At 72.4% G+C, this 17,913-nt stretch carries 14 protein-coding genes; 11 read left to right on the top strand and 3 right to left on the bottom strand.

The features are described from left to right. Positions 1–97 precede the first annotated feature (97 nt). The 10 genes from IPQ09_23875 to purF all read left to right on the top strand — a co-directional run bounded on the left by IPQ09_23875 (position 98) and on the right by purF (position 14,228). The gene (locus tag IPQ09_23875) at positions 98–1,312 is read left to right on the top strand and encodes an adenylosuccinate synthase (GenBank protein ID MBL0197211.1); all 1,215 of its coding nucleotides are present in this window, start codon (positions 98–100) and stop codon (positions 1,310–1,312) included. Next, positions 1,309–2,451, top strand: coding sequence for a phosphoribosylformylglycinamidine cyclo-ligase (locus IPQ09_23870; protein MBL0197210.1), 1,143 nt, complete (start codon positions 1,309–1,311; stop codon positions 2,449–2,451). Before IPQ09_23875 ends, IPQ09_23870 begins: the two co-directional genes overlap by 4 nt. Next, positions 2,448–5,435 (top strand): phosphoribosylformylglycinamidine synthase, encoded by a 2,988-nt coding sequence (locus IPQ09_23865; protein MBL0197209.1) that lies wholly within the window; start codon positions 2,448–2,450, stop codon positions 5,433–5,435. The genes IPQ09_23870 and IPQ09_23865 overlap by 4 nt, the downstream gene beginning before the upstream one ends. Beyond that, positions 5,432–6,277 carry a phosphoribosylformylglycinamidine synthase subunit PurQ gene (locus tag IPQ09_23860; GenBank protein MBL0197208.1) on the top strand — a complete coding sequence of 282 codons (846 nt, stop codon included), beginning with the start codon at positions 5,432–5,434 and terminating at the stop codon, positions 6,275–6,277. The genes IPQ09_23865 and IPQ09_23860 overlap by 4 nt, the downstream gene beginning before the upstream one ends. Next, positions 6,274–7,932, top strand: a complete 1,659-nt coding sequence (gene purH, locus IPQ09_23855; protein MBL0197207.1) for a bifunctional phosphoribosylaminoimidazolecarboxamide formyltransferase/IMP cyclohydrolase — start codon at positions 6,274–6,276, stop codon at positions 7,930–7,932. Before IPQ09_23860 ends, purH begins: the two co-directional genes overlap by 4 nt. Before the next feature lie 197 nt (positions 7,933–8,129). Beyond that, on the top strand, positions 8,130–9,542 hold the full coding sequence (locus IPQ09_23850) for an AIR carboxylase family protein (GenBank protein ID MBL0197206.1): 1,413 nt from the start codon (positions 8,130–8,132) through the stop codon (positions 9,540–9,542). Then, positions 9,539–10,918, top strand: coding sequence for an adenylosuccinate lyase (gene purB, locus IPQ09_23845; protein ID MBL0197205.1), 1,380 nt, complete (start codon positions 9,539–9,541; stop codon positions 10,916–10,918). Before IPQ09_23850 ends, purB begins: the two co-directional genes overlap by 4 nt. Continuing rightward, on the top strand, positions 10,915–12,183 hold the full coding sequence (gene purD / locus IPQ09_23840; GenBank protein ID MBL0197204.1) for a phosphoribosylamine--glycine ligase: 1,269 nt from the start codon (positions 10,915–10,917) through the stop codon (positions 12,181–12,183). Before purB ends, purD begins: the two co-directional genes overlap by 4 nt. Then, on the top strand, positions 12,180–12,791 hold the full coding sequence (locus IPQ09_23835) for a phosphoribosylglycinamide formyltransferase (GenBank protein ID MBL0197203.1): 612 nt from the start codon (positions 12,180–12,182) through the stop codon (positions 12,789–12,791). The genes purD and IPQ09_23835 overlap by 4 nt, the downstream gene beginning before the upstream one ends. A 3-nt stretch (positions 12,792–12,794) precedes the next feature. Beyond that, a complete protein-coding gene (gene purF, locus IPQ09_23830) occupies positions 12,795–14,228 on the top strand; it encodes an amidophosphoribosyltransferase (protein MBL0197202.1) in 1,434 nt (477 codons plus the stop codon). A 7-nt stretch (positions 14,229–14,235) separates the two neighbouring features. Here the strand turns inward: purF and IPQ09_23825 are convergent, their stop codons facing one another. Continuing rightward, positions 14,236–14,658: a hypothetical protein gene (locus tag IPQ09_23825; GenBank protein ID MBL0197201.1), complete on the bottom strand. Its 423-nt coding sequence runs from the start codon at positions 14,656–14,658 to the stop codon at positions 14,236–14,238. An 85-nt stretch (positions 14,659–14,743) separates the two neighbouring features. Beyond that, on the bottom strand, positions 14,744–15,073 hold the full coding sequence (locus IPQ09_23820; protein MBL0197200.1) for a DMT family protein: 330 nt from the start codon (positions 15,071–15,073) through the stop codon (positions 14,744–14,746). A gap of 97 nt (positions 15,074–15,170) precedes the next feature. Here IPQ09_23820 and IPQ09_23815 point away from each other — a divergent pair, with 97 nt between their 5' ends. After that, entirely contained in the window at positions 15,171–16,460 is a 1,290-nt protein-coding gene (locus tag IPQ09_23815; GenBank protein ID MBL0197199.1) for an MFS transporter, read from the top strand. Between the two features lie 12 nt (positions 16,461–16,472). Here the strand turns inward: IPQ09_23815 and IPQ09_23810 are convergent, their stop codons facing one another. Beyond that, complete coding sequence (locus IPQ09_23810; protein ID MBL0197198.1) at positions 16,473–17,864, bottom strand: MHS family MFS transporter; 1,392 nt, start codon at positions 17,862–17,864, stop codon at positions 16,473–16,475. Between the last annotated feature and the right edge of the window lie 49 nt (positions 17,865–17,913).

Genomic DNA, 17,913 nt, shown 5'->3' with positions numbered 1-17,913 from the left:
GGGTTCGTCACGAGGGCGACACATTGCTCGGGTCTATTCCGCCCGCACGGCGGTCGGCGACGGAACGTCCCAGCCCACCGCTGGCCCAGGAGTCGAGATGCCGAACGTTCTCGTGGCGGGCGCGCAGTGGGGCGACGAGGGGAAGGGCAAGATCGTCGATCATCTCGCCGCGCGCGCCGAGTTCTCGGTGCGCTTCGGCGGCGGCGCGAACGCAGGTCACACGCTGGTCGTCGACGGACAGAAGCTCGTGCTGCACCTCGTGCCGGCGGGCATCCTCCACCCGCAGTGCCGCGGCCTCATCGGCAACGGCTGCGTAATCGATCCCAAGAGCCTGCGTGGCGAGCTCGACGGCCTCACGAGCGCCGGCGTCGACGCGGGCCCCCGGCGGCTCGGCGTCTCTGCGCTCGCGCATGTCGTCACGCCGTACCACAGGCTCGCGGACCTGGCGGGCGGCAAGGCCATCGGCACCACGGGGCGCGGCATCGGGCCGGCCTACACCGACAAGGTTCGGCGCGCCGGGGTGCGCCTCGGCGACGTGCTCGCTGGGGTCCACCTGCCCATGCTCGAGGCGCAGCGCGCGCACTACGCGCGACTCCTCGGGGACGAGGCGCCGCTCCCCGACGCCGCTGACGTCGCGAAGGCGCTCAGCGACGATGTGAGCGCGCTCGCCGCGCACGTGGGCGACGTGGCCGACGAGCTCCACCGGGCCATGAGGCGCGGCGCGCGAGTCCTCTTCGAGGGCGCCCAGGGCGCGCTGCTCGACGTCGATCACGGAACCTACCCGTTCGTCACCTCGTCGACCACCACCGCCGGCGGCGTGTCGTCCGGGGTCGGCGTGTACGTCGAGCTCGCGCGGCGGGTCGCCGTGCTCAAGGCGTACACCACGCGCGTGGGCAACGGCCCGTTCCCCACCGAGCTCTCCGACGAGACGGGGCAGCGCATCCGCGACATCGGCCGCGAGGTGGGCGCGACCACCGGGCGACCTCGCCGCACGGGCTGGCTCGACCTGCCCGCGCTCGCGCACGCGTTCCGCCTGAACGGCACGACCGACATGGCCATCACCAAGCTCGACGTACTCGCGGGCTTCGAGACGCTGAAGGTGGCGACCGAGCACCGCGCGGGGGTGCCGGTGTACCGCGAGCTGGAGGGCTTCGGCTCCCTCGAGGGGATCACGCGCTACGACGACCTCCCCGAGGCCGCGCGGCGTTACCTCGAGCTCCTGTCGCGCGAGCTCGACGCCAGGCTCTCCATCCTGTCGCTCGGCGCCGAGCGCGACCGCACGCTGGTGCTCCACGAGGTGGTCGGCGCATGACGCCCCTCCCCCCGACGCGAGAGCTGGGGCAGTCGAATGCTCCGCGCCTGGGAGATCTCGACCGAAAAGCAGCGGCGTCCGCCATCGCCGCGAGGTGGGCCGAGGGCACGCAGACGCGCCGAGCCGGCAGCGACGGCGCGTGCGATCCGCAGCTCCGCTCGCACTACGCGCAGAGCACACGCATCGGAGGGGCGCGCATCGCCTCGACCACGGACGGCGTCGGCACGAAGGTCGAGATCGCCGAGCGCACCCGCACCTACGACACGATCGCGTTCGATCTCGTCGCGATGGTCGTGGACGATCTCGCGGCCGCGGGGGCGGCGCCCGTCGCGTTGACCAACGTGCTCGACGTAGACCGCATCGACGTCCCCACGGTCGACGCGCTCATGCGAGGGCTCGCCCGCGCGGCGGTCGCCGCCGACGTCGCCGTCACGGGCGGCGAGATCGCCGAGCTCGGGGCCCGCGTCGGAGGCTTCGGGGAGGGCATGCACTTCAACTGGTGCGCCACCGCGATCGGCCACTACCCCGAGGGGCGCGAGCCCCTCACGGGCCAGGACGTTCGCCCCGGCGACGCGCTGATCGCCCTGGAGAGCGCCGGGTTCCGCTCCAACGGCTTCTCCCTCTTGCGTGCCACTCTCCAGCGCGCGTTCGGCGACGACTGGCACGACGCGTCAGGGCCTGGCGCCACGTGGGGCGAGCTCGCGCTCCTGCCCTCCACGATCTATGCGCCGCTCGTGGAGCGCCTCCTCGCGTCGGGGGTCGCGCTCACCGGGGCGGCCCACGTCACGGGCGGCGGCGTTCCCAACAAGCTCGGGCGCGCGCTCCGCGCGACGGGGCTCGGCGCCCACCTCACCTCCCTGTACGAGCCCCCCCCGTACGTGATCGAGGCGCAGCGACTCGGCGACATCGACGACGCCAGCGCGTACCGCGCATGGAACATGGGCCAGGGCTTCATCCTGGTGCTCCGGCCCGGAGCGGTCGGCGACGCGCTCGCCACCTGCGCGGCCCACGGGATCGTCGGCAGGGAAGCCGGCGTCGTCGTCGACAGCGGCGCCATCCGAATCGAGTCCCGCGGCCTGCACGGCGGGAGCCTGAGCTTCCCCACGTCGGCGCGCGGGACCACGGGGGGTACGCCGTGACCCGCGTGATCGCCATCGAGAGCCGGCGTGGGGCCGAGGATCCGCGAGCCCACGCCCTCGGAGAGCACGTGTCACGCGCGCTCGGCACGCCCACGAGCGCGCGCTCCGTGAGGCTCTTCGCGACGACGCACCAAGAGGTCTCCGACCTCGAGCTCGCGGCGTTCGCCCGCGGCGCCCTCGCCGATCCGCTCGTGGACGACGTGGAGGTCAGCGCGCTGCTCTCCCCGCTGGGGGCGAAGAGTTACGTGCATCTTGCACGCTTACCCGGTCTCACCGACGACGAGGCGAGGAGCGCCGAGCTCTCGTGGGCGCTCGTCAGGGGGGAGCCCGCGACCGACGGAGCGACCTTCTTCGCGCAGGAGCTCGTCGTGTTCGACGAGGCGCTCTCCCCCGCCACGCTCGAGCGCCTCGCGCGCGACGTGCTCGGGAACCCGAACGTGCACGAGCTCTCGTGGGGACACCTGCCCTTCGTGCCGGTCGCGCCCAAGCGCGTCTCGCTCGCGGCCCACGCCCGCGTCCTGGCGGTGCCGCTCCCCGACTCCGACGAGGCGCTCGTCGCGCTCTCCAAGGCGCGCTCGCTGGGGCTCTCGCTCGTCGAGCTCCGCGCGATCGCCGCGCACCTCGCGGAGCCCGAGGTCGCCCGCGCGCGCGCCGCGAACGGGCTCCCCGAAGCGCCGACCGACTGCGAGCTCGAGATCTTCGCGCAGACCTGGTCGGAGCACTGCAAGCACAAGGAGTTCGGCGCCACCATCGCCATCGACGATCGCGAGCGTGGCGAAGCGCGCACGCTCCGCTCGCTCTTCAAGACGTGCGTCGCCGGGCCCACGCGCGAGGTGTGCGCGACGCTCGAGGCGCGCGGCCAGGGCTTCGTGGTGGTCGTGTTCGACGACAACGCGGGCATCGTCCGGGTCGACGAGACGAAGAACCTCACCCTGAAGGTCGAGACGCACAACTCGCCCTCGGCGCTCGACCCGTACGGCGGCGCCATCACCGGAGTCCTCGGGTGCAATCGCGACGCGGTGGGCACGGGACGCGGCGGCGGACGCCTCTACTTCAACACCGACGTGCTGTGCTTCGGCACGCCAAGCTACGCGGAACCGCTCCTCCCCGGTCAGCTGCATCCTGCACGCGTGTTCGAGGGCGTCGTGGCCGGCGTGCGCGACGGGGGCAACAAGTCCGGCGTGCCCACCGTGAACGGCGCGCTTGTGTTCGACGACCGGTACGCCGGCAAGCCGCTCGTCTTCTGCGGCTCGGCGGCGCTCGTACCGGCGTCCGTGTCGGTCGACGGCGTCTCCCTGCCCGCGTGGAAGAAGGACGTGCGGGTCGGAGACCACATCGTCACGATGGGCGGCCGCGTGGGCCAAGACGGCATCCACGGCGCGACGTTCTCGTCGAGCGAGCTCGGCGAGGGGCAGAGCCGCGGCGTGGTCCAGGTCGGCAGCCCGTTCACGCAGAAGCTCGTCGTGGACCTCCTCGAGGAGGCCTCGGCGCTCGGGCTCATCGCGGGGGTGAACGACAGCGGCGCGGGCGGCCTGTCGTCGTCGGCGGGCGAGCTCGCGCGGCTGACCGGCGGCGCGCGCGTCGACACGAGCCTCGTGCCGCTCAAGTACCCGGGGCTCCGCCCCTGGGAGATCTTCGTCTCCGAGTCGCAGGAGCGCATGACCCTCGCGGTGCGCCCCGAGCACCTCGCGCCGCTCCTCACCCTCGCCGCGGAGCGCGGGGTGGAGGCCCGCGCCATCGGCGAGTTCACCGCTACCGGCCAGCTCGAGGTCGTCTTCGGGACGGTGCCCGTCGCGTCGCTCTCGCTCGCGTTCCTCCACGACGGCGTGCCGCCGCTCAGCCTGTCGGCGATCGTCGAGTCGCCGCGCTCGCGCCCTTGCCAGCTCCACGCCCGGTCGCTCGGGCCCCTGCTCCTCGACGTGCTCGCGTCGCCGAACGTGTGCAGCCGCGAGGCCACCGTGCGCGCCTACGACCACGAGGTGAAGGGCAAGACCGTGGTGAAGCCCCACATGGGCGTGGCGGGGCACGCGCCGCAGGACGCGGCCGTCCTGCTCGTCGACCACGAGGGCCACGAGGGCGTGGCCGTGGCGAACGGCATCTGCCCGCGGTACGGCGACCTCGATCCGTACGCGATGGCGCAGGGCGCGTTCGACGAGGCGGTGCGATCGCTCGTGTCCGTCGGCGCGCGCCTCCCCGGCGACGCCCGTGGCCCCTTCGAGTTCTTCGCCGGCTGCGACAACTTCTGCGTCCCCGACTCGGTGTTCCACCCCGAGACGAACCCCGACGGGCGCGAGAAGCTTGGCAAGCTCGTGCGCATCGCCGAGGGCCTCGCCGAGATGGTGCGCGCCTTCGAGGTGCCGCTCGTCTCGGGCAAGGACAGCATGAAGAACGATCTTCGCGCGGGCGGGCGGAAGATCAGCGTGCCGCCGACGCTGCTCGTCACGATGGTCGCGAAGGTGCGCGACGTGCGCCGGGTCGTCACGAGCGAGTGGAAGCGCCCGGGCGACGTCGTCTTCCTCGTGGGAGAGACCCACGACGAGCTAGGGCGGTCGATCGCCCTCTCGGTGCTGCGCGACGAAGGGGGCCTCGCCCCGCGCGTGCGCGTCCCCGAAACACGTGCACTTTACACGCTCATGACCACGGCCCACGAGCGGCGGCTCCTCGCTTCGAGCCACGACCTCAGCGACGGCGGGCTCGCCGTGGCGCTCGCGGAGTGCTGCATCGGCGCGGGACTGGGCGCCCGCGTGCACAGCGGCGCTGACACGCTCCCCGCGTTCTCGGCGCTCTTCTCCGAGTCGCACGCGCGCTTCGTGGTGTCGGTGCCGGCAGCGCGGGCCGACGAGGCCTCGGCGCTCTTCGGCGACCGCGCCTCGCGCCTCGGCGAGGTCGGCGGCGACGCGCTCGAGATCACCTGGCGAGGTGAGCACACACTCCGGCTCGCCGTCGCGGACCTGGCGCGCGCCTGGCAGCGGGGGCCGCAGTGACCGCCCTCGTCATCGCGGGGTTCGGCCTCAACTGCGAGGAAGAGTCGGTCGCCGCCTATCGCAAGGCGGGCGCCCGCGCGCGCGCCGTGCACGCCGCCGAGCTGTTCTCCGGCGCGGTGTCGCTACGCGGCGTCTCGATCGTGCACCTCTCCGGGGGCTTCTCGTTCGGGGACGACCTCGGCTCGGGCCGCGTATTCGCCAATCGCCTTCGCCTTGGGCGCCTGCCCTCCGGGTCGACCGTCCTCGCCGAGCTCGCCGCGTTCGTCGCCGACGGCGGCCTGGTCTTCGGCGTGTGCAACGGCTTCCAGATCCTGGTGCGCGCGGGGCTCCTGCCCAACCTGAGCGGCGCGTTCGAGCCAGAGGTCACGCTCGCGCACAACGACTCGGGCCGCTTCGAAGATCGCTGGGTCTCGTGCGTGGCGGGTCCCTCGCCAAGCCCCGCGTTCCGCGGTGAGACGCGCTTCGACATGCCCGTACGCCACGGAGAGGGAAAGCTCGTCACGCGCGACGCCGACGTCCGCGACGCCTTGGTCCGCCAGCGCCTCGTCGCGCTCCAGTACGCCGACGCCAACGGCCCCCAAGAGGCCTCCCCGGCGAACCCGAACGGATCGACCCTCGCATGCGCGGCGCTCACGGATCCCACCGGCCGCGTGCTCGGCGCGATGCCCCACCCCGAGGCGTACCTGCGCCCCGAGCTGCACCCTGCCTGGCCTACGCGGGCGCGCGAGCGCCTCGAGCGGGGCGACGACGAGCGCAACAGCGAGCCGGCCGACGGTCTCCGCGTGTTCCAGAACCTCGTCGCGGCGGCCCGCGCGTGTGGGCGCCTGAAGGATCCCTCATGACGACCCAGCCCCTGGGGTTCGCGCCGGCTGCCGACGGCGACGTGCCCATCCGCCGCGCGCTGCTCACCGTCTGGGACAAGACCGGCCTCGTAGACCTCGCGCGCTGCCTCGCGTCGTTCGGCACCGAGCTCTACTCCACGGGCAAGACCGCCGCGCTCCTCCGCGCGGCGGGGCTCGAGGTGCGCGACGCGCAGGAGCTCACCGGCCGGCCCGAGGCGTTCGGGGGTCGCATGAAGACCCTCTCCTACGAGATCGCGTCGGCGCTGCTCTTCGATCGTGACCGCGACGCGGCCGAGGCGCGCGCGCTCGGCGTCACGCCGATCGATCTCCTGGTCGCGAACCTCTACCCGTTCGGGGAGTACCGCGACCGCGGCCTCGCCACGGGCGAGCTTGTAGAATACATCGACATCGGCGGCCCGACGCTCGTGCGCGCGGCGGCGAAAAATTTCCGTCACGTCGCCTCGGTCGTCTCCCCCGCCGACTACCCCGCGCTCATCGCCGAGCTCACCGAGCGGCGGGGCGCGCTCTCCGCGGCGACGCGCCGGCGCCTCATGACAAGCGCCTTCGAGGCGACGGCGCGCTACGACCGCGCGATCGCCGATCACCTCGCGAGCGAGCGCGAGGACCGCGAAGAGCGACCCGCGCCCAACGCCCCCCCGATGCGCTTCGGCCGAGGCGTGGCGCTCCGTTACGGTGAGAATCCGCACCAGCGGGCGCGCCTCCATCCGCGCGCGGGCAGCGCCTCCCCCACGGCCCTCCTGCTCTCCGGCAAGGAGCTCTCCTACAACAACCTGCTCGACGTGGAGGCCGCGCTCGCGGCGCTGCGCGGGCACGAGCGCGGCCACGCGTGCGTGGTGGTGAAGCACGGCAACCCTTGCGGCTTCGCGGTCGCCAAAACGCCGGGCGAGGCGCTCGAGCTCGCTTGGGCCGGCGATCCCGTCTCCGCCTTCGGCTCGGTCCTCGCGTTCTCGAGCCCCCTCACGCGGTCCTGTCTGGCCCCGCTCGCGCTCGACGCGGAGGACCGCGCCGCGCGCCGCTTCGTGGAGGTCGTCGTGGCGCCTGCGTTCGACGAGGGCGCGCGGGCCCTACTCGCCACCGCCAAGAACCTGCGCGTCCTGCCGCTCTCGGTGGACGCGCTGCCCGGCGACGACGACGCGCGGCTCTGCCTCGGCCACCTGCTCGTCCAGGACCCCGACGACACCCTCTTCGCCTCGCTGCGGACCGCCACGAGCGCGCCGTTCACGCCCGACGCAGAGCTCGCGGCGTTCGGGATCAGGGCGGCGCGGGCGGTGAAGTCGAACGCCATCGCCATCGTCCGACGGGCACCGCGCGAGGGGCTCCAGCTGCTCGGTATGGGCGCGGGGCAACCGAACCGCGTCGCCTCGGCACGCATCGCCGTGGACCGCGCGCGTGAGACGCTCCGCGCCGCCGCCGTCGACCGTGACGCCCCGACGCTCTCGGACGCGATGGGCAAAGCCTACGCCGTGTCGGACGCGTTCCTGCCCTTCGCCGACACGCTGGAGACCCTGGCCGACGCCGGGATCCGCGTCCTCCTTCAGCCCGGAGGCTCCATTCGCGACCGCGAGGTCATCGCCCGCGGTGACGCCTTGAGCGTGCACGTCGTCATGACGGAGACCCGACACTTCCGCCACTGAGCCCAGACCCCGCCTCGCCCGCCACGCCCACTACGCCCACCACTCAGGGAGACCGACCGTGAAACATGCAAGCGAGCCGCAGGCGAGCGAACGCCCATGCCTACCCACCCAAGGGAGGGCAGCGTGAACCTACACGTGGGGCCCGAAGGGGCGCACGAAGGTCGATGGCGAGCGCGCGCCGAAGGCGAGGTGTCGCCATGAAGGTGATCGCCGAAGTCCGAACGCCGCAGCTCACCAAGCTCCACGCAGGGAAGGTCCGCGACAGCTTCCGCATCGACGCGGAGCGCCGCCTCATCGTCGTGACCGATCGTATCAGCGCGTTCGATCTGCGCCTCTCGACACCCGTGCCGCAGAAAGGTGAGGTGCTGAACCGCCTCGCCGCGTTCTGGTTCTCGGCAACGCGGGACGTCGTGCCGAACCATTTGCTCGAGGCCGTCTCCGAGCAGGCCTCCCTCGTACGCGAGGCCACCCCCGTGCGCGTCGAGATGGTCGTGCGCGGGTACATGGCCGGGAGCATGGCGAGAGGCTACGCGGCCGGCAAGCGCGAGTTCTCGGGCGCGAGCGTCGGAGCCGGCCTCGAGGAGAACGGTCGCCTTCCTTCGCCCATCGTCACGCCCACCACCAAGGAAGACGCGGATCGCGAGATCACCCCCGACGACCTCGTGCGGGAGGGCCTCGCGACGAAGGCGCTCTACGACAAGATGGCGAGCGTGTCACTCGAGCTGTTCCGCCGCGGCAGCGAGGTCCTCCGCGCGAAGGGCCTCGTGCTGGCCGACACGAAGTACGAGTTCGGGCTCATCGGCGACGACCTCGTGCTCATCGACGAGATCCACACGCCGGACTCTTCCCGCATCTGGGACGCGGCCACCTACGCGAAGAGCCCGAAGGACGTGCCCCCGCTCGACAAGGAGCTCGTCCGCGCGTTCATGCTCAGGGAGCGAGAGCGAACCGGGGCCTTCCCGCTCGCGCTCCCCGCGAGCGTCGTCGAGGAGACGCGTGCACGCTACGTCGAGCTCCTTCGCAGAGTCACGGGCCACGAGCCCTCGGGCGCGCCGGACCCGCTCGCGCGGCTCTACGAGGCGCTCGTCGCGGGGGGCCACATCAAGCCCGGCTTCGTGGTCGTGTGCATGGGCTCGCCCTCCGACGTGGAGCACGCCAAGCGCGTGCGGAAGGTGCTCGCGAGCTACGGGGTCCGCACCTTCGTGCGCGTGATCTCCGCGCACAAGAACGGCGAGCGCATCCAAGAGCTCGCGGACAGCTACAACGGCGCGCTCGAGCCCGGCGCGGTCATCGCGATCGCGGGAGAGTCGAACGGCCTCGGCGGGGCCCTCGCGGCGAACCTCGAGCTGCCCGTGGTGAACGCGCCCCCCTACGGCGATAAATCTGACCTCATACTGAACCTCCAGTCGTCGCTCATGATGCCCTCGAACATCCCCGCGACCACCGCCATCCGGCCGGAGAACGCAGCGCTCGCGGCGCTGCGCTCGCTGAACCTGCGCCACCTGAAGGCGCGCTTCTCCGGCGAGATCCGGGAGATGAAGGCCCGGCTCATTCGGGCCGACGACGCGATGCAACGCGAGCTCGGCGCCGACGACGAGGCGGTCACGTGACCTCGATCGACGCGCACCGCGCTCGCGCGATCTCGCCGCTCGATGGTCGCTACGGAGCGCGCCTGGCGCCCCTCTCCGAGTACTTCTCGGAGCACGCGCTCATGCGCGCACGCCTCACCGTGGAGGTGGAGCACGCGCTCGCGCTCGACGACACCGGGCTCTTCGGCACGCTCGACGCGGAGGAGCGCGAGCGCCTTCGGGCCGCCGCCGAGCTCGACGACGCGGGTTACGGCGAGCTGAAGTCGATCGAGAGCGAGCTTCGCCACGACGTCAAGGCGTGCGAGGTGTATCTCCGCCGGCGCGGCGCCCTCCGGCGCCCGAACCGCGTCCACTTCGGCCTCACCTCCGAGGACGTGAACAACCTGGCGTACGGCGTACTCTTCGACGGCTTCCTCGGCGACGTGCAGCTCCCGCTCGTGCGGCGACTCGGCACGGCGCTCACGGTCCTGGTGCGCGAGCACGCGGCCACGCCCTTCCCCGCGAACACGCACGGTCAGCCCGCCTCCCCGACCACGGCGGGGAAGGAGCTCGCCGTATTCCTGGGGCGCGTCGTGCGCGCGCACGACGCGCTCGCGCGGCAGCGCCTCTTCGGCAAGCTGAACGGCGCGACCGGCAACCGCTCGGCCCTGCGCGCCGCGTGTCCCACCTACGACTGGGCGAGCTACGAGCGACGCGTGGTCGAGCGCCTCGGCCTCGTGCCGAACCCCGCGACGACCCAGATCGAGGACCACGACTCGCTCGCTCGGTGGCTCAACGAGGTGCGCGTCACGAACAACGTCGTCCTCGATCTCTGCCAGGACGCCTGGCAGTACGTCTCCCGCGGGTGGCTCGCCCAGCGGGCGCAGCCAGGCGAGGTTGGGTCTTCGACCATGCCGCACAAGGTGAACCCGATCCACTTCGAGAACGCCGAGGGCAACCTGCTCCTCTCGAACAGCGCCCTCGCGTTCCTCGCCGACAAGCTCTGCCGCTCCCGGATGCAGCGCGATCTCTCCGACAGCACGGTGCTCCGCAACGTCGGCGTCGCGCTCGCGCACCACGTGCTCGCCCTCGAGGAGGTGCTCGTCGGTCTTGGGCGCGTGGCGGTCGACCCTGCGGCGTGCCTCGCGGCGATCGCCGCCGTGCCGGAGCTGCTGGCCGAGCCGATCCAGACCATCCTGCGCCTCCACACCGACGGCGACCCGTACCAAACGCTGAAGGACCTCACGCGGGGGCGAGCGCTCACGCGCGCGGCGCTCGAGGCGTTCGTCGCGACCCTCGACGTGGGCGCACACGTGAAAGAGCAGCTCCTCGGGCTCGAGGTCACGGCCTACCTAGGCGACGCCGAGGCGACGGCCCGCGCGATCGCGGACCTCGCGGACGAGGCGCTCGGGCAATGAGCACGCCCTCGCGCTTGAACGCGGCGGTGCTCGGGCGTGGCGCGCGTGAGCACGCCCTCGCGCTGCGCCTCGAGGCCGACCTCGGCCCCGGCGCGGTCGTAGTGGTGCCGGGCAATCCCGGCGTGCGCGGCTCACTCGGCGACGTCTCGACGGGGGCGCTCCCCGCGGAGCTCCGCCGGCGCGACGTCTCGCTGGTAGTGATAGGGCCCGAAGCGCTGCTCGCCGAGGGCCTCGCCGACGCGCTCCGCGCCGAGGGCTTCGCGGTCGTCGGCCCTACGCGCGAGGCCGCTGCGCTCGAGACGTCGAAGGCGTTCGCGAAGTCTTTCCTCTCGAGGCACGCCATCCCGACCGCGCGCGCCCTCACGCTCGAGGCCGGCGAGTCGCTGCGCTCCGAGACGCCGTGGGGCGACGACGCCGAGGACGGCGGGGTGGTGAAGTACGATGGCCTCGCCGAGGGCAAGGGAGTCATCGTCTGCGAGAGCGCCGAGGCGGTGCGGACCGCGGTGGGCGAGCTCCGCGCGCGGTACGGCCCCGACGCGCGGCTCCTCATCGAAGAGCGGCTCCTCGGGCCCGAGCTCTCCCTCATGCTCCTCGTGTCGGACGGCGAGGCCGTGCTCCTGCCCGAGTCCCGCGATCACAAGCGCCTCCTCGACCACGACGAGGGCCCCAACACAGGCGGCATGGGCGCCTTCTCGCCCGTGCTCGCGGCCGACGATCCGCTCCGCGCGCGCCTCCTCACGGAGATCGTCACGCCCACGGTGCGCGGCCTCGTGGCGGACGGCCTGCGCTATCGCGGCTTTCTTTACATCGGACTTATTCTCACGAGCGACGGGCCGAAGGTGCTCGAGTTCAACGTGCGGTTCGGCGATCCCGAGGCGCAGGTGGTGCTCCCGCGGATCGGCGGCAGCTTCGCGGAGCTCTGCTTGCGGTGCGCCGAGGGGCGCCTCGCGGGCGCTTCGGCGGCGGCCCTCGACCACCACGCGGTCGGCGTGGTCCTCGCGCGGGCCGGCTACCCCACCACGAGCGAGGGCCCCCCGGTCTGCCTCGCCGACGCGGCGCTCGCGCCCTCCGGACGCGTCCACGTGTGCGTGGCGAGCGCCCTCCGTCACGAGCCTGCCTCCCTCTGCTTCACGCGGGGGCGCGCGCTCACCGTCGTGGGTCTTGGGCCGTCGCGGGCGGCGGCGCGCGAGGCCGCCTACGCGCGGGTCGGCTCGCTCGGGGCGCCGGGCCTCGTGCACCGATCCGACATCGGGAGCGGCTCGTGAGGTCACTCGGGGTCCTCGTGTCGGGCCGCGGCTCCAACCTGCGCGCCCTCCACGCCGCCACGGAGCCCGGCGGGGTCCTCTCGGGCGTGGCGCGCATCGCCGTCGTCGCGAGCGACAAGCCCGAGTGCGGAGGGCTCGCGTTCGCGCGCGAGCGACGACTGCCAACCATCGCGCTCCCTGTCCTCGGCCGCTCCCGCGAGGTGTGGGACGCAGCGCTCGCCGACGCGCTCGACGTCCACGAGCAGGGGGCGCCGCTCGACCTGCTCGTCCTCGCGGGCTTCATGCGCATCCTCTCGGCGGGCTTCGTCGCGCGGTACGCCGGGCGCATCGTCAACATTCACCCCGCGGACACGCGGGTCCACCAGGGGCTCGGGGGGTACGCGTACGCGCACGCCGCCGGCCTCGCCGAGACCTGGATCACGGTCCACCTCGTGGACGCAGGGCTCGACACGGGCCAGGTGCTTGGGCGGCGCGCCGTCGACCTCCGGGGCGCCGGCTCACTCGAAGAGATCGAGCGCCGCGGCCTCCAGGTCGAGCACGCGCTCTACAGTGAAACCCTCCGCGACCTCTTGCTCGGCGAGCGGGGCGCAGAGAACGCGGCGAGGTGAGCCATGTGCGGGATCGTCGGAATCTTCGGGCGCGTGCCGGTGGCGGAGCGGATCGTCTACGCCCTGACGGCGGTGCAACACCGCGGCCAAGACGCGGCGGGCGTCGTCACCTTCGATGGCCGCTTCCGCCTACGCAAAGGCCGAGGGCTGGTCGCGGACGTCTTCCGCGAGCCGAAGGACATCGCCGATCTGCAGGGGAACGTGGGCCTCGGCCACACGCGCTACGCAACGCAAGGCAGCACCGAGGTGCTCGACGCGCAGCCGTTCACCATGTCGTACCCGTTCGGGCTCGCGATGGTGCACAACGGGAACGTGACGAACTTCGAGGCGCTGCGCTCGGAGCTCCTGCGCGATCGCCAGCGCGTGATCGAGACCACGAACGACCTCGAGCTGCTCATCTACACGCTCGCCCACGAGCTCGAGCGCGTGGGCTTCAAGGAGCTCACGCCGGCGGGCGTCTTCGACGCGGTGCGGGCCCTGCGCGCGAAGGTCGACGGCGCGTACTCCACGATCACGCTGCTCGCGCACAAGGGCGTGCTCGCCTTCCGCGACGCGCACGGCATCCGCCCGCTCGTGTACGGCCGGCGGGAGACCCCTCGGGGCGTGGAGCACGCGTTCGCTTCGGAGTCGACGGTGTTCGACTACCTCGGCTTCGAGCTCGTGCGCGATCTGGCGCCGGGCGAGACGGCCTTCGTCGACGCCGACGGCGCTGTACACTTCGACGTCGAGGGGGGCGTCACTCCCGCGTTCTGCAGCTTCGAGCACATCTACTTTGCGCGGGAGGACTCGACCTTCGACGGGCACCTCGTGGCGGGCGAGCGCGTGGGGATGGGGCGTCTCCTCGCGCGCGCGGTGCGGGCGCAGGGCCTCACGCCCGACGTAGTGATCGACGTGCCGTCCTCGGCTTACTTCGCCGCCTCGGGGCTCGCCGAGGAGCTCGGGGTCCCGTACCGCCGCGGGCTCACGAAGAACAACCACGTGGGTCGCAGCTTCATCGTGCCCTCGCAGATCGATCGCGAGCGCCTCGTGCGGCAGAAGCTGAACCCCATCGGCGACGTGCTCGCCGGCAAGAAGGTCGCGATCGTCGACGACTCGATCGTTCGAGGCACCACCTCGACCCACATCGTGCGCACGGTGCGCGAGAGCGGCGCGCGCGAGGTGTATATGGTCTCGGCCGCGCCCCCCCTGCGCCACCCGTGTGTCTACGGCATCGACATCGCGCGGCGAGCGGAGCTCATCGCCGCCACCCACGACCACGAGGCCGTGCGGAGCGCGATCGGCGCCGACGCCGTCGTCTACCCCGAGGTGGCGGAGTTCCGCGCGCTGTTCGCGGGCCGCCCGCACTGCTTCGCGTGCTTCGACGGCCAGTACCCGACGCCGGTGAGCGAGGCCGAGCGCTCGTCGATCGAGCGCGAAAAGGTCGCCTCGCGACGCTGACCGCGGGCTACGGACCGCCGTCGCGAGGCGGCGGTGCGCCGTACGGAGGGACGGCCGCGTCGGGCGGGGGCCCACCGTACGCCGGGGCGATGGGCGAGTCCGGCGCCGCATCCTTCGGGGGCGACGCGTCGGCCGGCGACGCGTCTGGGCGCGACGCGTCGACCGGCGGCGGCGACGCGTCGACCGGCGCGCCGTAGACCGGCGCCGCGGTCTCCGTCGGCGAGGGGTTCGGCGCCGCGCCCGAGTCGGCGGTCTCGACGGTGCCGCCGCACGCGATCGCGGTCACCATCGTCGCCGTGCCGAAGACCATCGCCGCGCGGGTCGCGCGCGAGTGCGGCACCGGGAGCGGCACGCTCTCCGTGTCGCCGCAGAACGGGCAGAGCGACTCACGGACATGACGATTGCAGGATGCACACAGTCGAAGACCCATCGTGCGCTCATCTTCCCCTCGACGACCCCCGTCGTCGAGCGCGAACTTCGCCGCCTGGACCGCCGGCCCGCCCGCGCTGGGCCGCTCAGCGCCGAAACACGAAGAACGCCGCGCCCACGAGGCAGCACGCCGCCCAGAGGTGGTTCAGCGTCACGCGCTCGCGCATCCAGAACGCGGAGAACACCCCGAACACGACGAGCGAGATGATCTCCTGGGTGACCTTCAGCTCGGCGAGGGTGAACCTCCCGTAGCCGATTCGGTTCGCAGGCACGGCGAGGCAATACTCGAAGAAGGCGATGCCCCAGCTCACGAGCACCGCGCTCCACAGCGGCGAGCCCGCCTGGTGCCTCAGGTGCCGATACCAGGCGAAGGTCATGAAGATGTTCGACGCCACGAGGAGCATGACCGTGCGCACACGCCGCGAAGTACACCCTCTCGCGACCGGACGGAAGCGCGGGCACGAGGCGCCGTTCGACCACACTCTCGATGACGCTCTCGACTACACTCGCGCGGTGGCGAACCCAGCGCGGACGGCGGACGGCGGCGGCGCGAGCAAGCTCGTGGGCCTCGGGGCGCTCTACCTCGCCCAGGGCGTTCCCCTCGGGATCGCCGCCGAGTACCTGCCAGTCGCGCTCCGACAGAGCCACGCCTCGTACAGCCTCATCGCGGCGGTCTCGTGGCTCCAGCTCCCGTGGGCTCTGAAGGTGCTCTGGGCCCGCGCGGGCGACGCCCCGCGGCTCCGCGCGCGGGCGCGATCCGTGGTCTTCGCGCTGCAAGCCTCGCTCGCCGGCACGCTCGCGCTCTACGCGCTCCAGCCTCTGTCGCAGGCGCGCGCGCTCTGGTTCGTGCTCACGGCGGTCGCGGCGCTCCTCGCGGCCACCCAAGACGTCTTCGTCGATGGCCTCGCCGTGCGCACGCTCGCCGCCGGAGAGCGCGGCCTCGGCAACGTCGCGCAGGTGGGCGCCTACCGGCTCGGCATGGTCGCGGGCGGCGCGGGCCTGCTCTCGCTGGGGGATCGCGTCGGCGAGCGCCAGGCGATCCTAGGCCTCGCCGGCCTCGTGCTCGTGGCCTCCCTCGGGACCACGCTCGTGGGCGAGCGCGCGGACGAGGGCACGGCTCCCTCGCCTCTCGCAGCCCCGGCCGGAACCTCGAGCTCGCTCCGCGGCGAGCTCTCGGCGGCGTGGGCCGCGCTCCGCGCCATGCTGCGACCCGAGGTGCGCGCGGTGCTCCTCGTCGCGTTCGGGTACAAGCTGGGGCTTCACGCCGCAGGCGCGCTGCTCAAGCCCGTGCTCGTCGACGGCGGGTGGTCGAAGGAGCGCATCGGCGCCCTCGCCGTCACCGTGGGCACGCTCGCCGGCGTCGCGGGCTCGGTCGCCGGAGGCCTCCTCCACCGCAAGCTCGGCGACCGTCGCGCCCTCACCGTGGCCGCCGTCCTGCAGGCCGCGGCCTGCGCCCCGCTGCCCCTCCTGGTCGGCCACACGAGCGCCGACTCGGTGCCGGCGGTCACGGCGGCGCTCGCGGCCGAGCACGCCGCGAGCGGGGTCGGCACCACGGTGCTCTTCTCGGCGCTCATGGGCGCGACGAACCGCGAGCACGCGGCGCTCGAGTTCACGGTGTTGTCCACGGCGAACGCCGTCTCGCTCGCCGTCGCGGGAGGGATCGCAGGCGTCCTCGCGGACGCGCTCGGCCCGCGGGTCGTGTTCGTCCTCGCGGCGGCGCTCGCGCTCGGCTCGCTGCCGCTCCTGCCGCGGTGGGAGGGCGCCGCTCGGGCGCTGCGCGGCGACGGCGGTGGCGAGGGCTGAGCGCGAGGCCGCTCAGGGGGATACGTCCTCGTCGATGACGTGCACGTCGTGCTGCTTGCCCTCGCGGATGGTGAGCATGCCCACGACGAAGGTGAGGAGCGCCACGACGATGGGGTAAGCGAGGCCCGCGTAGATGTTACCCGTCGCCACGGTGAGCGACGACGCGATGAGGGGCAGAAAGCCCCCGAACCACCCGTTGCCGAGATGGTAAGGGAGCGACATCGAGGTGTATCGAATCTTGGCCGGGAAGAGCTCGACCAGGAACGCGGCGATCGGCCCATACACCATGGTCACGTAGGCGACCTGCAGCGTGAGCAGCGCCACGATGGCCACGTGGTTCATCTGCTTCGGATCGGGGTGCGCCACGAGGTCGGGGTTCGCGAAGTGCCTGAGCCCCATGTAAATGGGCACGTAGGTGAGCGCGGCGAGGAGGAGCCCCGCCATCATGATGCGCTTCCGCCCGACGGTGTCGGAGAGGCGCCCGAAATAGACGAAGAGCGGTGTGCCGAGGGCGAGCGATATGGCGATGTCGACCGTGGAGGTCACGAAGTCGACGTGCAGCGTGTTCTGGAGGAAATACAGCGCGTAGAACTGCCCGGTGTACCAAACGACGCCTTGGCCAGCGGCCGCTCCGAAGAGGGCTATCAGCACGTATTTCAGGTTGAGCGGGTTCGTGAAGCTCTCCTTGATGGGGTTCGCCGAGAGCTTCCCCTCGCGCTTCATCTCCGCGAAGACCGGCGACTCTTCGAGCCGCGTGCGGACATAGACCGACACGGCGAGCAGGGCCGACGAGAGCAGGAAAGGCACCCGCCATCCCCACGCCTTGAACGTGGCGTCGCCGAACGCGAGCCGCGAGACGAGGATCACCGCGAGCGACACGAAGAAGCCGATGGTGGCCGTCGTCTGGATGTAGCTCGTGTAGTATCCACGCTTCGCGAGCGGCGCGTGCTCGGCCACGTAAGTCGCCGCGCCGCCGTACTCGCCGCCGAGGGCGAGCCCCTGGAGCAGGCGGAGGCTCACGAGGAGGATCGGCGCCGCCATGCCGAACGTCGCGTAGGTGGGAAGCACGCCAATCAGCGCCGTCGAGAGCCCCATGATGACGATCGTGACGAGGAAGGTGTACTTCCGGCCGAGCCGGTCACCGAGGCGCCCGAACACGACCGCGCCGAAGGGGCGAACGGCGAAGCCCGCGCCGAACGTCGCGAGGCTCGCGAGGAAGCCCGCGGTCTCGTTGCCCTTGGGGAAGAAGAGACCGCCGAAGAACGCGGCGAGGCTGCCGTAGAGGTAGAAGTCGTACCACTCGAAGAGCGTGCCGACGCTCGACGCGAAGATCACCTGGCGGATCCGCGAGAGCTCGGCGGGCGCAACGGGGGCGGCGGACTCGGCGGACTCGGCGGGGCTCATGGCGGTTCTCTCGACGGGGCCGCGCCCGAAGGGGCCGAGCGGATCGGTC

Source organism: Myxococcales bacterium, from assembly GCA_016720545.1.
Classification (GTDB): domain Bacteria; phylum Myxococcota_A; class Polyangia; order Polyangiales; family Polyangiaceae; genus JAAFHV01.
The sequence above is the reverse complement of the archived record's forward strand: the minus strand, read 5'-3'. Positions and strand labels throughout refer to the sequence as shown.

Coding starts and splice junctions, on each gene's coding strand:
- IPQ09_23810 (MBL0197198.1), bottom strand. CDS start 17,864: ATGAGCCCCGCCGAGTCCGCCGAGTCCGCCGCCCCCGTTGCGCCCGCC.
- IPQ09_23850 (MBL0197206.1), top strand. CDS start 8,130: ATGAAGGTGATCGCCGAAGTCCGAACGCCGCAGCTCACCAAGCTCCAC.
- purF (MBL0197202.1), top strand. CDS start 12,795: ATGTGCGGGATCGTCGGAATCTTCGGGCGCGTGCCGGTGGCGGAGCGG.
- IPQ09_23875 (MBL0197211.1), top strand. CDS start 98: ATGCCGAACGTTCTCGTGGCGGGCGCGCAGTGGGGCGACGAGGGGAAG.
- purD (MBL0197204.1), top strand. CDS start 10,915: ATGAGCACGCCCTCGCGCTTGAACGCGGCGGTGCTCGGGCGTGGCGCG.
- IPQ09_23870 (MBL0197210.1), top strand. CDS start 1,309: ATGACGCCCCTCCCCCCGACGCGAGAGCTGGGGCAGTCGAATGCTCCG.
- IPQ09_23825 (MBL0197201.1), bottom strand. CDS start 14,658: ATGGGTCTTCGACTGTGTGCATCCTGCAATCGTCATGTCCGTGAGTCG.
- purH (MBL0197207.1), top strand. CDS start 6,274: ATGACGACCCAGCCCCTGGGGTTCGCGCCGGCTGCCGACGGCGACGTG.